Origin of the sequence: Pontibacter actiniarum (assembly GCF_003585765.1) — a bacterium.
GTDB classification, from domain to species: domain Bacteria; phylum Bacteroidota; class Bacteroidia; order Cytophagales; family Hymenobacteraceae; genus Pontibacter; species Pontibacter actiniarum.
Window position 1 is genome coordinate 2154953 of record NZ_CP021235.1, and the last position, 14896, is coordinate 2169848.

The following is a 14896-nucleotide window of genomic DNA, read 5'->3' on the forward strand; positions in this document are numbered from 1 at the left end:
ACACTTAATAGTTCATATCTTTGTTGATGTAGCCTCCCCGGTCGGTGCGGTCTCCTCTGTTGTAAAAGTTTCTTTCGCCGGTATCGTAGCCTCTGTCCGAAGCGCCCCTCTGCCGGCGGTTACTGCCTGGTGAGCGCTGCCCACCCGGGTCGCTGTCGTAATACCTGTTGGTGTAGGTGTTTCCTAACTCTCTTCCGCTGTAACCCTCCTCATCACTGGAGCGGCGCGAGTTGCCGAAATCCGGAACACCCCTGTTGGAGTACATGTGGCCGTAGCCTCCGCCTCCGTAACCAGACGAAGACACATAGTCTTCCATATTGCCCCTGGCCCCGCTCATAGCGCCGTAGTCTGCCGCACCGCCGTAACCGCCGTGCGCGCTATAGTTGGCGCCTCCAAACGCGGAGCCGCTGTAGCCGCTTAGCCTGCCGTTGCCGTAGCCTTGGTCGTAGCGGGCATTGCGCTCCCGCTGCATATCGTGCATATCGTTTTCATAGCTGTCGGAGGCGTCCCCAAAGCTGGAGAAGCCGTAGCCCTGGCGTATGTCTCCCAGGCTGCGGCGGTCTCTGCGGGTGTTTTCATAGTAGTTGTCCTCCATGCCATAGTCGCGGCTGCGGTAGCTGCCTTCGTTGCCGTAGTCGTTCCCTCGCCGGTCGCTGTGGCTGCGCGGGTGCTCCTGACCGCGAAAACGGGCTTCGTACTCCCGCATAAATCTGCTGTCGTTACGGTCTGTGTCTCCTCGGAAATACCGGTTTTCTCTGTCGTCTCTCATCATACTGTGTCAGTTTGTTTTACATAGTTTTACTCCCTTTCTAAACGCAGGGCTGATGATTCAGTTTCTAAACAGCCGGGGCTCCCCTAAACAGCAAAGCCTGCCGGGAAGGCAGGCTTTGCTGTTTATATAAGAAATACTATCTAACGTCTGCGACCATCGTTTTCCCCGTAACGGCCCTGGTTTGCCGAGCTGTACCTGTTTCGGGCGCCAACGCTCCGCTCTCGGTCCAGGTCACGGTTGTTGTAGCCGGTGGAGCCATAGCCGGTGTTGCCGTAGTTGGCGATGCTGTTATCGTAACCACTGCTGTAGCGGCTTCGCTCGGCACTGCGGCCGTAGTTGTGGTCCATGAAGTTGGTATAGTCCCGGCTTCCGGCAAAGCTGCCGTAGGTTGGGCGGTTGCTGTAGTCCGGGAACTCGGCCGGGGCTGCAGCCTTGCCTCTCGAGCGGGGGCTGGTGTCCCCGTAGCCGCTGCCGGCTCTGGCCCCGTAGGTGGAGGCACTGTAGTTCTTTCTGTTGTAGTCGTTGCTGTAGCCCTGGGTTCCGTAGTAGTCGTTACCACGCATGCTGGCGTTGTCGCGGCCATAGTAGCTGCCACTGCCCTCGTTTCCCACGGGGCGGTTCCAACTTTTGCCGGTGCTCATGCGGCTGTAGCTATTTCTGTCCTGCTCATTACCAGCGCCGTACGCCCTCTGGCCTTTCGAGCTGTTTTGGTCGTTTAGATAGTCCGTGTTCATGATGTAGTAAATTAGAATGTAATTCATCCCTTTTAACGGCCGGTTCAACTGCTGGTTGGTATTTATACTTCAAAAAAATCTGTATTTACCCATAAAAAAACCTTATTCAAGCAGAAGCCCCTCAGCATACGCCTAAAATCCTGCTCTCCTGCGTATAATATAGGATTTATCAAACCTCACCGAGCCGTAGCCCCCTGCTCCGGCGGGGACCGCCAAACACTGTGGCCGCGTAAGTAGTATACCCCTTCGGATGTACAAAAGCGCACATGGATAAACAGATACACATCGGCACTTCAGGCTGGCACTACAAGCACTGGATGGGCAACTTCTACCCAGCCGGCCTGAAACCAAGGGAGTTCAACGGTTACTACATCCGGTTCTTCAGCACGGTGGAGATCAACAACTCCTTTTACAAGCTCCCCACGCCGGAGACCTTTGCCGGTTGGCGCCAGGCAGTACCCGACGACTTCATTTTCGCGGTGAAGGCCAGCCGCTACATGACCCACATGAAAAAGCTGAAGGACCCACAGGAGAGCCTGAGCCGGTTCTTCGGCAGTGCCGATGCCCTGGAGCATAAGCTGGGCCCGGTGCTCTTCCAGCTGCCGCCGGCCTGGAAGGTAAACCTGGAGCGCCTGTCTGACTTTATGGCACTGCTGCCCCCCTACTATAAGTACACCTTCGAGTTCAGGCACCCCAGCTGGTACACCGAAGAAGTTTTGGCGCTCCTCCGAAAACATAACGCCGCTTTTTGTATTTATGAACTGGCGCACCACATGTCGCCCCTCCACCTCACGGCTGACTTTGTGTACGTACGCCTGCATGGCCCTGACGGCAAGTACGCCGGGTCTTACTCCGAAGAGGCACTGCAGTGGTGGGCAAACCAATGCCTGGAATGGCAGCGGCAGGGGCTGGAAGTGTACCTTTATTTCGACAACGACCAGCTGGGCTACGCGGCCTTTAACGCACTCCGGCTACAGGAAATCGTCGGGCAAAGGCAGGTATAATTCTGGTGTGAAAATTGTACAGAAACAAACGAGAAAACTTAATTTATTCTATGGAAGCTGCCGATTGGTGGCTACCTTTACTTTACACAAGATTAGTAACCATAACATCATCCTATGGACAAAATAACAACGGATATATGCATTGTGGGTGCTGGCCCGGTAGGCCTTTTTGCCGTGTTTGAGGCTGGCCTGCTAAAAATGCGTTGCCATGTAGTAGATGCGCTGCCTGCCGTTGGCGGTCAGCTTTCTGAGATTTATCCTAAAAAACCTATTTACGATATCCCTGGTTTCCCGGAGGTGCTGGCAGGAGACCTTGTTAAGAACCTGGAACAGCAGATTGCTCCTTTCCACCCTACGTTTACCTTGGGAGAGCGCGTAGACGACCTGGAAAAACTGGACGACGGCTCTTTTATCGTGCGCACAGTGGCAGGCACCGAGATTGCCTGCAAGGTGGTGGTGATTGCCGGTGGCCTCGGCTCCTTTGAGCCGCGCAAGCCTGCGATTGAGCACCTGGACAAGTATGAGAAAAACGGCGTGGAGTATATGGTGCGCGACCCGGAGCACTTCCGCGATAAGCGCGTCGTGATTTCTGGCGGCGGTGACTCAGCCCTGGACTGGACCATCTTTATGGCAGGCCTTTGCAAGGAGCTGACCCTGGTACACCGCGGCACGACCTTCAGAGGCGCGCCGGAGTCGGCCGCCAAGGTGCTTAGCATGGCCGAAGAGGGCCAGATCAACCTCATCCTTAAATCTAATGTAACAGAGGTGCATGGTGAGGAGAAGCTGGAGGCCGTTACGGTGATGGTAGACAACACGACCCCGCACCAGATCGAGGTGGACAACTTCATCCCGCTCTTCGGGCTTGTTCCCAAGCTGGGGCCAATCGAGGACTGGGGGCTGGAGCTGGAGAAGAATGCCATTCTGGTGAACACCGAGGATTACTCTACCAACATTCCCGGCATCTATGCCATCGGCGACATCAACACTTATCCCGGTAAACTCAAGCTTATACTTTGCGGCTTCCACGAGGCAGCCCTGATGGCCCAGAGCGCTTACAATATCATTTACCCTGATAAGAAGTTTGTGTTAAAGTATACAACCGTAAACGGGATACAGGAGCTACAGGCATGAAAGACGCAATAAACATATATGTGGAGCAGGACGGCGGCGAGCGCATAGAACTGGAGGCCCCGCTGGACATGAACCTGTCTGTTATGGAGGTGCTGAAGGCAAATGAGTTCCCGGTGCAGGCCGTATGCGGCGGCATGGCCATTTGTGCCACCTGCCATGTAGAGGTGCTGCAAAGCGGAGAGCTTCCTGACATGAGCGACGACGAGGCTTATATGCTCGAAACGCTTCCCCACGCTACCGACACCAGCCGCCTCTCGTGCCAGCTGCGCGTAACGCCTGAGCTTGACGGGCTGGTGGTGCGCATTATGCCGGAGGCATAGTAGCAACTACCTTATACTTTTTATACAGGAAGAGGTGCCACGGCCGTGGCACCTCTTCTTTTTTGCGGCTGCATCACAGCCTTGGACATAGCCAAGTCAGGGAGAATACTAATGCCCAAAGCATAAAAGCGAAGGCCTGTGCAAACTATACTTGCACAGGCCTTCGCTTTTATGCTTTCAAGAAAAGGTATCCCCTTATACTTACCACCCGCTCGCCAGCACATCGGCAATGTGCATGGTTTTGATTGGCTTGTTCTGCTTCTGGATGTAGGCCTCCAGGTGCATCAGGCAGCTGCTGTCAGTGGAAACGATGTAATCGGCACCGGTCGCTATGGCGTTGTCTACCTTCTGCTCGGCCATAGCGGTAGAGATAGCTTCAAACTTAACGGCAAACGTACCACCAAAGCCGCAGCAGGTTTCGCTGTCTTCCATCTCCACCAGTTCCAGCCCGGCCACATTGCTTAGCAGTTCGCGCGGTCCTGCTTTAATGCCGCACTCCCGCAGCGCACTGCAGGAGTCATGGTAGGTGTACCTGCCCGGCAGGGCGGCGCCGTCAATACGCGTAATACCCATCACATCCGTCAGGAACTCCGTCAGTTCGTACACCTTCTTCTGCATGGCGCGGTACTTCACCAACTTCGACGACTTCACGAAGATATCCTGGTAGGCGTTGCGTACCATGCCCACACAAGAGGCCGAAGGAGCCACGATGTAATGGGATGTCTCACTGGAGAAATCATCCAGGAACTTATCGGCCACTTCCCGGGCCTCGTTGAAGAAACCAGCGTTGAAGGCGGGTTGCCCGCAGCAGGTCTGGTTGGGGTTATAGCGCACTTCGCAGCCTGCCTTCTCCAGCACCTTCACCATGTTCATGGCAGTATCCGGGAACAGCTGATCGACGAAGCACGGCACAAAAATATCTACTATTGTTCTGCTTGCCATAGGTTATAGAAACACAGCTCCTGACTCGGCCATTGCAACCTGCAGGGCGGGTTTGTTGAGGCTCAAATTTACACCTTTATTTTCGAAGAAGCCCACCAAATTTTCTGTGGCCATGTTGCCCACCAGTTCATCTTTCGCCATTGGGCAGCCCCCGTAGCCGCGCAGGGCGCCATCAAAGCGGCGGCAGCCAGCCTCATACGCAGCCGCGACCTTCTCCTGCCAGGTGGCAGGGGTTGTATGCAGGTGCGCCCCAAACTCAATGTGCTCAAAGGCCGGGATCAGATGGCTGAACAGGTAGGTGATGTTGGCCGGTGTCGCCACGCCAATGGTATCCGACAGCGACACAATTTTTACCTGCAGCTTGTCCAGCTCCTGCACAAACCCGATCACCGTGTCCACATCCCAGGGGTCGTTGTAAGGGTTACCGAAGCCCATGGAGATATAGGTAACCAGTGTCTTCCCGCTTTTCTGGCAAATCTCCTGGATGCGGGCCAGCTGTTGCATGGCCTCGGCTACACTTTTGTTGGTGTTGCGCTGCTGAAACGTCTCCGACACCGAGAGTGGAAAGCCCAGGTAGTCGATCTGCTCAAACTGCGCGGCATCCTCGGCACCGCGGGTGTTGGCGATAATCGCAAGCAGCTTGGAGGAGGTGTTCTCCAGGTCCAGCTTTCCCAATACCTCGGCAGTATCGCGCATCTGCGGGATGGCCTTGGGCGATACAAAGCTGCCGAAGTCAATGGTGTCGAAGCCAACCTTGAGCAGCTGGTTGATATACTTTGCCTTTAGCGCGGTAGGTATAAACTCCCGGATGCCTTGCATGGCATCGCGTGGGCACTCAATTATTTTCATAGTGTTTTTGCAAGTTTGTTAAGCAGGGCCTGCACCGGCCTCACCCAAAGATACACAACTCCGGCAAGGGGAAGAAATCCTGCGCCGTACTTTGATTTACAGTGCATATTTGATAGTTTAAGTAACGAATTATACTGTTGTAACAGCATCCACCGCCTATGACGAAGATAAAAAACAGTACCGTGCTGGTAACCGGTGGCGCCTCCGGCATCGGCAGGCTTCTTGGCCAGCGCTGCCTCCAGTCCGGGGCCAGCCGGCTTGTTATCTGGGACATTAACTGCCAAAACCTGCAACAGGTTGCACAAGAGTTACAGGCGCAGGGCCACCAGGTGCATACGTATGAAGTAGATGTGGCAAAGCCGGAGGAGGTGGAGCAGGCTGCACAGCAGGTAATGGACACCGTTGGGGTGCCCGATATACTTTTTAACAATGCAGGCATTGTCGTGGGGAAACCCTTTGCCGAACACTCGTACTTCGACATCAAACGCACCCTGGATATTAACGTGCTGGGGGTAATGGCGGTGACGCGGGCTTTCCTGCCACGCATGGTTGCCCGCGGCAGCGGCCATGTGGTCACCATTGCCTCCGCCGCCGGTTTAATCCCTAACCCGCGCATGAGCGTGTACGCAGCCAGTAAGTGGGCCGTGCTGGGATGGTCAGAGAGCCTTCGCCTGGAGCTTGAAGCCCTGAAGCAAGACCTGCATGTAACCACCGTTACGCCAAGCTACATAGACACCGGCATGTTTGCCGGCGTAAAGGCCCCGCTGCTCGCGCCCATCCTTAAACCGGAGCGCATTACCCGTGCGATACTGGAGGCGGTGGAGCAGAACAAAATCATACTGCGCAAACCGGCTATTGTGAACCTGCTACCCTTCCTGCGCGGAGTTCTACCAACAAAGCTCTTCGACAAGATCGTAGGCCGCGGATTTCACGTATATTCTTCCATGGATCACTTTGCTGGGCGCCCGGCAGCCGAAGCGGTTCCCCGCGAAAAAGAAGCTTCAAAACCATAAGCTATGCCAACCCCTCACTCCGCTCAAACAGCCTCCCCTCCCGCCGAAACCGATGAACGGCACATCCGGGATCTGGTACAGAAACAGCGCACCTTCTTCTCCTCGGGGAAAACCTTGGACATAAGCTTCCGCAAAGAGCGGCTCCGGCAGTTGCAGCAGGTTATCCGGCAGCACGAGCAGGAGCTGTTTGACGCCATGTTTGCTGACTTTCACAAGCCAGAGCTGGAGTCTTACGCCACGGAGGTGGGCTTTGTGGAGCTGGAACTGAAACAGACACTGCAGCACCTGCACAAATGGGCCAGGCCCCGGCGGGTAAAGGAATCGTTTATCAATTTCCCGTCGCGCAGTTACATTCATACAGAGCCTTATGGCGTCTCACTTATTATAGGCCCCTGGAACTATCCCTTCCAACTGCTCCTTAACCCGCTCATCGGGTCCATGGCAGCAGGCAACTGCGCCGTTGTAAAACCCTCTGAGCTTACCCCGACCACGTCTGCGGTAGTTGCCAAAATGATCCGCAACAACTTTGAGGAGGAGTACCTGGCCGTGGTGGAGGGAGGCGTACCCAGCACCCAACACTTACTCAGCCAGCGCTTCGACTACATTTTCTTTACAGGAAGCACGCAGGTAGGAAAGATCGTAATGCAGGCCGCCGCCGAACACCTGACGCCGCTCACGCTTGAGCTGGGGGGCAAAAGCCCCGCCATTGTGGCCGAGGATGCAGACCTGGAGCTGGCGGCTCGCCGGATTACGTGGGGCAAGTTTCTGAACGCGGGCCAGACCTGCGTAGCCCCGGACTACCTGCTGGTGCAGGAGCAGGTAAAAGAGGAGCTGATCCAACGCATTAACCAGTGCATCGGGGAGTTTTACGGCAGTGACCCCATGCAAAGCCACGATTATGCCCGCATTGTAAATGACAGGCATTTTCACCGGCTAAGCGGCTTTCTGAAGGATGGGCTGGTGCGTTCTGGCGGCCAGACCGATGCGCCAAGCCGTTACATCGCCCCGACTGTGCTGGACCAGGTTACCTGGCAACACCCAGTGATGCAGGAGGAGATTTTCGGCCCCATACTACCGGTTATTACCGTGGAAAACATGCAGGAGGCCATCCGGGTTGTGAATGCACACGAGAAGCCGCTCGCGCTGTACTTCTTCTCCTCCAATAAAGAGCAGCAGCAGCACCTGCTAAAGTACACCCACTTTGGGGGCGGCTGCATCAACGACACCATCTCACACCTTATAAACCCGAACCTGCCGTTCGGAGGTGTAGGCGGCAGCGGCATGGGCAGTTACCACGGGCAAAACAGCTTCGATGTGTTTTCGCACCAGAAAAGCGTGCTGCACCGTGGCACCTGGCTGGACCTTCCGCTCCGCTACCCGCCTTACCAAAACCGCCTGCCCATGCTGCGCAAGCTGTTTAACTGGCTCTAGCGCCGGGTGGTGGCGCATGCAGGCACAGCCGCCGTTCTTAACCCGCCGCTGCCTGCCTTCGTTTCAGGTGTGGCAGGGCTTGCGTAAACCGGCCGGCAACACGACGCACGTTAAAACGATGGAAAAGATGGCAAGACAGGAAGCTAAACAGCAGGTTCCGCCGGAGCAAAAAGGGCCGAGTTTACTGCTTTCGGAGCAGGGAAACAGACCGCTGAGGTTAACCCCTCAGCCCCAGGAGCCTTTGGTAAAGTATAGCTTGCGGCGGGGAGCGGTTACCCCGGTACCGCCGGAAATGAACAGCTCGGTGGAGGCAAGCCTGGGAGTACAGCCGCCACCACCGAAGCCACTGCTGCAAGCAGTAGTGCCCTGGGTGCTGTCACATATTTAATTATTCACTACATTCGCTTTCAAAACACTAAAACATAAATGGGTTTATTGCTTTTATACCTTGCGGTTGCATTATTCTTTTCATTCCTCTGTTCGTTACTCGAGGCTTCGCTGTTAAGTATCACACCCTCCCACGTTTCCATTGTTAATTCAGAAAATCCTTCGCTGGGCAAGGACCTCCAGCATTTTAAGGACAACATAGACCGGCCGCTGGCAGCCATACTTACGCTCAATACCTTTGCCCACACCATTGGGGCAGCCGGTGTGGGTGCAGAAGCGCAGCTTCTGTGGGGAGACGAGTACCTCACGGCTGTGTCGGTGGTCCTGACGATCATCATTCTTATTTTCACGGAGATTATCCCCAAAACGCTGGGAGCCAATTACTGGAAGCAGCTGACGCCCTTTACGGTGCGCACGCTCAAAATCCTGATCTACTCTCCCCTCTACCCGATTATCGTACTGTCACAGTTCATCACCAAGCGCCTGAAAACAGAAAAAGGCCGCAGTGTGCTTAGCCGTGCCGACTTTACGGCCATGGCAGAGCTGGGCATCAAAGAGGGTATTTTCAAAAAGGGGGAGTCCCAGATCATTCAGAATATCCTGCGGTTCAACAACATCCTGGTGCGCCACATCATGACGCCGCGCACCGTAATCGTGAGCGCGCAGGAAGACATGACCATGGCAGACTTCTTCCGTGACTTCCCGGACCTGCGTTTCTCCCGGATACCGATCTACTCCGAAAACCTGGACGATGTGAAAGGCTATATCCTGAAAGAGGAAGTGCTGTACAAAATCATAGACGGGCAGGGGAACCAGCCCCTGAAATCAATCAGGCGCAAAGTACAGGTGGTGCCGGAGCACATGCCCATCCCAACGCTGTTCAACAAGCTGCTCGAGCAGCAGGAACAGATCGCCCTTGTGGTGGATGAGTATGGCGGGACAGCCGGTTTGATCAGCATGGAAGACATGATTGAGACCCTGCTTGGCATGGAAATCATAGATGAGCTGGACCAGGTGGCCGACCTGCAAACCTGGGCCCGGCAGAACTGGGAGAAGCGCGCGCGCCGCCTGGGCTATTCGCCGGAGTAAAACTGCCGCCACAGTGTCTGTACATAAAAAAAAGCGCCTGCCAAAGCTTATGCTACAGCAGGCGCTTTACCTTTGCTACTACCTCTTACTGAAACTGCTCCTCCTCGGTAGAGCCTATGAGGGCGGCTGTGGAAGTGGTGCCGGAAGTGACGGTGTTCTGTACGGCATCGAAATAGCCGGTGCCCACAAACGACTGATGCTTCACAGCTTTAAACCCATCCTTGGCCAGGCCAAACTCACGCTGCTGCAGCTCTGAGTAACCTGCCATGCCGCGCTCCTTGTAGGCCTTTGCCAGCTCAAACATGCTGGTGTTGAGGGCGTGGAAGCCTGCCAGCGTAATAAACTGGAACTTGTACCCCATCGCGGCCAGCTCCTCGCGGAAAGTCTCCATCTCCTCCACGCTTAGCTTAGAGGCCCAGTTAAAGGACGGAGAGCAGTTATAGGCCAGCAACTTACCCGGAAACTGCTTGTGTATCGCCTCTGCGAACTGGCGAGCCTGGTCCAGGTCCGGGTGCGACGTTTCCATCCAGATCAAATCGGCATAAGGCGCGTAGGCCAGGCCGCGGGCAATGCCCTGCTCAATGCCGCAGCGCACATGGAAGAAGCCTTCGCTCGTGCGCGGCTTGTCAAGTATAAACTCGTGGTCGCGCGGGTCGATGTCGCTGGTGATGAGGTTGGCGGCATCGGCATCGGTGCGGGCCACCACAATGGTCGGCACTCCCATCACATCCGTGGCCAGGCGGGCGGCTACCAGTTTGTTGATCGCCTCCTGCGTGGGCACCAGCACTTTGCCGCCCAGGTGGCCGCACTTCTTGGCCGACGACAGCTGGTCTTCGAAGTGTACGCCGGCGGCACCGGACTCAATCATCATTTTCATCAGTTCAAACGCATTCAGGTTACCGCCAAAGCCTGCCTCGGCATCCGCTACGATCGGCACCATGTAGTCTTTCTCGCCTTCGCCGTTCACGCTCTGTATCTGGTCGGCACGCAGCAGGGAGTTGTTAATTTTCTTCACAACGTTCGGCACAGAGTCTGCCGGGTACAGGCTCTGGTCCGGGTACATCTGGCCGGCCAGGTTAGCGTCGGCGGCTACCTGCCAGCCGCTCAGGTAGATGGCGTTCAGGCCAGCCTCCACCTCCTGCACCGCCTGGTTGCCAGTTAAGGCACCTAAGCCCGCCACGTATTTCTCGGAGTGCAGCAAGCGCCACAGCTTTTCGGCCCCGTTGCGGGCCAGGGTATATTCTATTTGCACCGAGCCCTGCAGTTTTACCACCTCTTCGGCGCTATAAGGTCTGCGGATACCTGTCCAGCGTGGGTTCTCGATCCAATCTCTTTCAATTTTCTGGCTTCTTTCGTTCTTAGTCATGGCGATAGTTATGTTTTAAGGGAGTTGTTTTTGATTTTATTTTCAATGATGCTGATAAAGGGGTAGCGCGATTTTTTACCACGCCCCCTTCACCTCTTTGGCTAGTCTAGGTATTTGTAGGCGGGCAGCGTCAGGAAGTCCACGAAGCAGGTGGTGAGCACCAGCTCTGAGAACAGATGGGCGGCTTTTTCATAGTGGTAATTCTTAAACATCGCCAGGCCCACCTCTTCTTTAATGTTCTCCGTTTCCTCTTTAATCAGGTGCAGCACGCGCTCCTCGGTCACTTCCACCCCATCATCGGTTTTGGTGTGCGGGTGGTGCAGCCACTGCCATACTTGCGCCCGCGAGATCTCGGCAGTCGCAGCGTCCTCCATCAGGTTATGAATCGCGGCAGCGCCAACCCCGCAGAGCCAGCTGCCGATGTACATAATGCCCACGTTGATGTTCAGGCGAAGCCCAGTTTCCGTGATCTTGCCTCCGGGTATGGAGAAGTTGGTCAGGTCCGCGGCCGTTACTTCCGCATTCTCGCGCCGTACTTCCTTCTGATGCGGCCGCTCCCCCAGCACTTTGTCGAACTCCTCACGGGCGACGGCCACCAGGTCCGGGTGTGCCACCCAGGTACCGTCGAAACCTTTCTCAGCCTCAAAGGCCTTGTCGGCTTTCACCTTTTTGAAAGCGTTCTCGTTAACGGCCGGGTTGTTGCGGCTCGGGATAAAGGCGGCCATGCCACCCATGGCATGCGCCCCGCGCTTGTGGCAGGTCTGCACCAGCAGCGTGGTATAGGCCTGCATAAACGGCACCTGCATGGTTACATCCGTCCGGTCCGGGAACAGTACCTCCTCCCGGTTTCTGAACCTTTTGATTGCGCTGAATATGTAGTCCCAGCGGCCGGCGTTAAGCCCCACGATATGATCGCGCAGCTCGTACAGGATTTCATCCATTTCGAAAGCCGCCGTGATGGTCTCGATCAGGACAGTGGCTTTGATGGTGCCGACCGGCAGCCCCAGCGCCTCCTGCGCGGCCACAAAAACATCGTTCCACAAACGGGCCTCCAGGTGGCTCTCCAGCTTAGGCAGGTAAAAATAAGGGCCGGTGCCACGCTGCAGCAGCTCTTTGGCGTTATGGAAGAAGTACAGCCCAAAGTCAAAAAGGGAGCCAGCTATCATGTCGCCGCCGACAGTCAGGTGCTTTTCCGGCAGGTGCCAGCCGCGCGGGCGCACCTTCAGCACGGCTACGTTTTCCTTCAGGCGGTACGTCTTGCCGTTCTGCACTGTAAAGTCTATGTCGCGGTGGATGGCGTCGCGCAGGTTCAGCTGCCCCTGCACCAGGTTCTCCCAGGTGGGGGAGCTGGCATCCTCGAAATCAGCCATGAACACGTTGGCACCGGAGTTGAGCGCGTTGATCACCATTTTGCGATCCACAGGCCCGGTGATCTCCACACGGCGCAGCTGCAGGTCTTCCGGAACATTGCCTACCTTCCAGTCTCCCTCGCGGATTTCCTTCGTCTCAGGTAAAAAGTCTAGTTGCTTGCCGGCGTCGATGGCTTCCTGCTTTTTAACACGAAGCGCCAGCAGCTCTTTTCGGCGGGCGTCAAACTTCTTGTGGAGCATCTCCAGAAATTCAAGTGCCTCTGGTGTGAGTATCTCTTCAAATCCGGTTGGCATGGTGCCTTTCACGTCAACTGTGCTTTCGATGATCATAGCGTTTTATGGTTAATGTTATAGGAGTATTTTGCTGTGTTATTCCAATTATACGCGAATTAATTTACTTTGGCGAAAATTCGCTAATAAAATTTTTACGTTTTTTATGAGATTGACTCAAAAAGCGCGTAATTGAGGCATACACAAAGATTTTACCCGCCCATGAAATTGCAGGAAGATGTAATCCGGATGATCTTCGGACTGAAAGTAAAGCAGTTACGCACCGACAAAGGCATCTCGCTCACCGACCTGGCGGCCAGTACCGGCATCTCCGTTTCCTATTTAAATGAGATTGAGAAGGGAAAGAAGCACCCCAAGCCCAGCAAGGTCGCTGTGATTGCCGACACGTTGGGGGTGACCTATGATTACCTGGTGTCGCTGCAGCTGAGCAAACGCCTGCAGCCAGTGGGGGAACTGCTGCAGTCCAACATCCTCTCGGAGTTGCCGCTGGAGCATTTTGGGTTGGATATGAGCCGGGTGCTGGACCTGTTTGCCACCGCACCGGCTAAATTGAGCGCCTTCGTAAACACGCTGCTGGAGATCTCCCGCGCCTTTGACCTGCGCGTGGAGCAGTTCTACTTCTCGGCGCTGCGCTCGTACCAGGAGCTGCACGATAATTACTTTGATGACATCGAACTGGAGGCGGAGCGCTTTATGGAGCAGTACGGGCTGGATGCGGAGAGCACCCCGACCTATGCGGAACTGGCGAACGTGCTACAGCAGCAGTTTGGCATCAGTACCAGCACCGACGGCTTTGAGGCGCACCGGGAGCTGGCCCCGCTGCGCTCCGTGCTGGTGCCCGGCCAGCCGCCAAGGCTCCTCCTGAACCCCAGCCTGACGGACCACCAGAAGACCTTTGCCGTGGCCCGGGAACTGGGCTTTCAGCACCTACAGCTGCAGGAACGCCCCTACACCTCCACCTGGGTAAAGGTGCGCTCCTTTGAGGAGGTGCTCAACAACTTTAAGGCCTCTTATTTTGCGGGCGCCCTGCTGCTGAGCCAGGACCGGCTGGTGCAGGACATGCAGGCTTTCTTCGCGCTGCCCACCTGGCAGCCGCAGCAGCTGCTGCAGCTCATGGAGAAGTATAACACCTCGCCCGAAACGCTGCTGCACCGCCTGACCTCCCTGCTGCCCAAGTTCTTCAACATCAAGCAGCTGTTTTTCCTGCGCTTCCACCACGAGCCCGCCCGCGACAGCTTTATACTTACAAAGGAGCTGCACCTGTCGGGGCTGCACAACCCGCACGCCTCCTTCCTGAACGAGCACTACTGCCGCCGCTGGATCTCCTTGACCCTGTTTGAGGAACTGGAGAGGCCGGAGCAAAGGGAAAGCCTGCTGGCGGGAGTCCAGCGCTCCTCCTACATCAACTCCGACAACGAGTACCTGGTGCTGGCACTCGCACAGCCTGCCGAGAGCCGCTACAATACGGTAAGCATCGGTTTGCTGGTAAACGAGAACCTGCGCAGCAAGCTTCGCTTTTTAGAGGATGCGGACATTATCATCCGGAAGGTGAACGAAACCTGCGAGCGCTGCCCGGCTGTAGACTGCCTCGAGCGCGCTGCGCCACCGGTTATACTTGAAAAGCAACTGTGGCAGGAGCAGGTGAATGAGGTGCTGGGGAAGCTGGCCCAAGCCTAGGCCAGCTCTCCGCCGTTACACGCCGATATCCTCGTTCCACAGATCCGGCTTTTCACGAATAAACTTCTGCATTAGCTGGAAGCACTCCTCGTTATCGGCCACCTCCACGGTCACGCCCCGGGAGCGAAGCAGTTCCTCCTCGCCCATGAAGGTGCGGTTCTCCCCGATCACTACTTTCGGGATGCCGTAGAGCAGAATCGTGCCGGAGCACATGGGGCACGGGGAAAGCGTGGTGTACAGCACACAGTCCCGGTAGACGGAGGCCGGCTGGCGACCTGCGTTTTCGAGTGCGTCCATTTCGCCGTGCAGCACCACACTGCCCTCCTGCACCCTTTTGTTGTGGCCGCGGCCGATAATCCTGCCCTGGTGCACCAGCACCGAGCCAATGGGAATACCGCCCGCCTCGTAGCCTTTTCTCGCTTCTTCCAGCGCCGCCTGTAAATACTGGTCCATCGTTGTCTCGCTTTAGTTTCAGGTGTATACTACAGATCGATACGACGCGTTCGCAGAACCTACGGAG

The 14896-nt window shown here is 55.9% G+C and carries 15 protein-coding genes; 8 read left to right on the forward strand and 7 right to left on the reverse strand.

The features are described from left to right. Positions 1-4: 4 nt before the first annotated feature. Positions 5-772: a hypothetical protein gene (locus CA264_RS09235; protein WP_025606556.1), complete on the reverse strand. Its 768-nt coding sequence runs from the start codon at positions 770-772 to the stop codon at positions 5-7. A 140-nt stretch (positions 773-912) separates the two neighbouring features. Continuing rightward, positions 913-1533 (reverse strand): hypothetical protein, encoded by a 621-nt coding sequence (locus tag CA264_RS09240; RefSeq protein WP_025606557.1) that lies wholly within the window; start codon positions 1531-1533, stop codon positions 913-915. Positions 1534-1772: 239 nt separating this feature from the next. Between CA264_RS09240 and CA264_RS09245 the strand changes: the two genes are divergently transcribed. From CA264_RS09245 to CA264_RS09255, 3 genes are all read left to right on the forward strand, one after another. Beyond that, positions 1773-2510 carry a DUF72 domain-containing protein gene (locus CA264_RS09245; protein WP_025606559.1) on the forward strand — a complete coding sequence of 246 codons (738 nt, stop codon included), beginning with the start codon at positions 1773-1775 and terminating at the stop codon, positions 2508-2510. A 114-nt stretch (positions 2511-2624) separates the two neighbouring features. Beyond that, positions 2625-3641, forward strand: coding sequence for an NAD(P)/FAD-dependent oxidoreductase (locus CA264_RS09250; protein ID WP_036775986.1), 1017 nt, complete (start codon positions 2625-2627; stop codon positions 3639-3641). Then, positions 3638-3961, forward strand: coding sequence for a 2Fe-2S iron-sulfur cluster-binding protein (locus tag CA264_RS09255; RefSeq protein WP_025606563.1), 324 nt, complete (start codon positions 3638-3640; stop codon positions 3959-3961). The genes CA264_RS09250 and CA264_RS09255 overlap by 4 nt, the downstream gene beginning before the upstream one ends. Positions 3962-4162: 201 nt before the next feature. Here the strand turns inward: CA264_RS09255 and CA264_RS09260 are convergent, their stop codons facing one another. After that, on the reverse strand, positions 4163-4903 hold the full coding sequence (locus CA264_RS09260; RefSeq protein ID WP_036775989.1) for a (Fe-S)-binding protein: 741 nt from the start codon (positions 4901-4903) through the stop codon (positions 4163-4165). Between the two features lie 3 nt (positions 4904-4906). After that, entirely contained in the window at positions 4907-5752 is an 846-nt protein-coding gene (locus CA264_RS09265) for a hydroxymethylglutaryl-CoA lyase (RefSeq protein WP_025606566.1), read from the reverse strand. Positions 5753-5910: 158 nt separating this feature from the next. Between CA264_RS09265 and CA264_RS09270 the strand changes: the two genes are divergently transcribed. From CA264_RS09270 to CA264_RS09285, 4 genes are all read left to right on the forward strand, one after another. Beyond that, positions 5911-6765 carry an SDR family oxidoreductase gene (locus CA264_RS09270; protein WP_025606567.1) on the forward strand — a complete coding sequence of 285 codons (855 nt, stop codon included), beginning with the start codon at positions 5911-5913 and terminating at the stop codon, positions 6763-6765. 3 nt (positions 6766-6768) lie between these two features. Next, positions 6769-8196: an aldehyde dehydrogenase gene (locus tag CA264_RS09275; RefSeq protein WP_025606568.1), complete on the forward strand. Its 1428-nt coding sequence runs from the start codon at positions 6769-6771 to the stop codon at positions 8194-8196. Between the two features lie 127 nt (positions 8197-8323). Then, entirely contained in the window at positions 8324-8584 is a 261-nt protein-coding gene (locus tag CA264_RS22080) for a hypothetical protein (RefSeq protein WP_157593668.1), read from the forward strand. A 38-nt stretch (positions 8585-8622) separates the two neighbouring features. After that, positions 8623-9672 (forward strand): CNNM domain-containing protein, encoded by a 1050-nt coding sequence (locus tag CA264_RS09285; protein WP_025606570.1) that lies wholly within the window; start codon positions 8623-8625, stop codon positions 9670-9672. 85 nt (positions 9673-9757) lie between these two features. Here CA264_RS09285 and aceA read toward each other — a convergent pair whose 3' ends face one another. Beyond that, positions 9758-11038 carry an isocitrate lyase gene (gene aceA / locus CA264_RS09290; protein ID WP_025606571.1) on the reverse strand — a complete coding sequence of 427 codons (1281 nt, stop codon included), beginning with the start codon at positions 11036-11038 and terminating at the stop codon, positions 9758-9760. 101 nt (positions 11039-11139) lie between these two features. Next, entirely contained in the window at positions 11140-12738 is a 1599-nt protein-coding gene (gene aceB / locus CA264_RS09295; RefSeq protein ID WP_025606573.1) for a malate synthase A, read from the reverse strand. A 162-nt stretch (positions 12739-12900) separates the two neighbouring features. On the opposite strand from aceB, the gene CA264_RS09300 reads away from it, so the two are divergent. Continuing rightward, on the forward strand, positions 12901-14376 hold the full coding sequence (locus CA264_RS09300; RefSeq protein WP_025606575.1) for a helix-turn-helix domain-containing protein: 1476 nt from the start codon (positions 12901-12903) through the stop codon (positions 14374-14376). A 15-nt stretch (positions 14377-14391) separates the two neighbouring features. Here the strand turns inward: CA264_RS09300 and CA264_RS09305 are convergent, their stop codons facing one another. Next, on the reverse strand, positions 14392-14829 hold the full coding sequence (locus CA264_RS09305) for a nucleoside deaminase (RefSeq protein WP_025606576.1): 438 nt from the start codon (positions 14827-14829) through the stop codon (positions 14392-14394). Positions 14830-14896 lie beyond the last annotated feature (67 nt).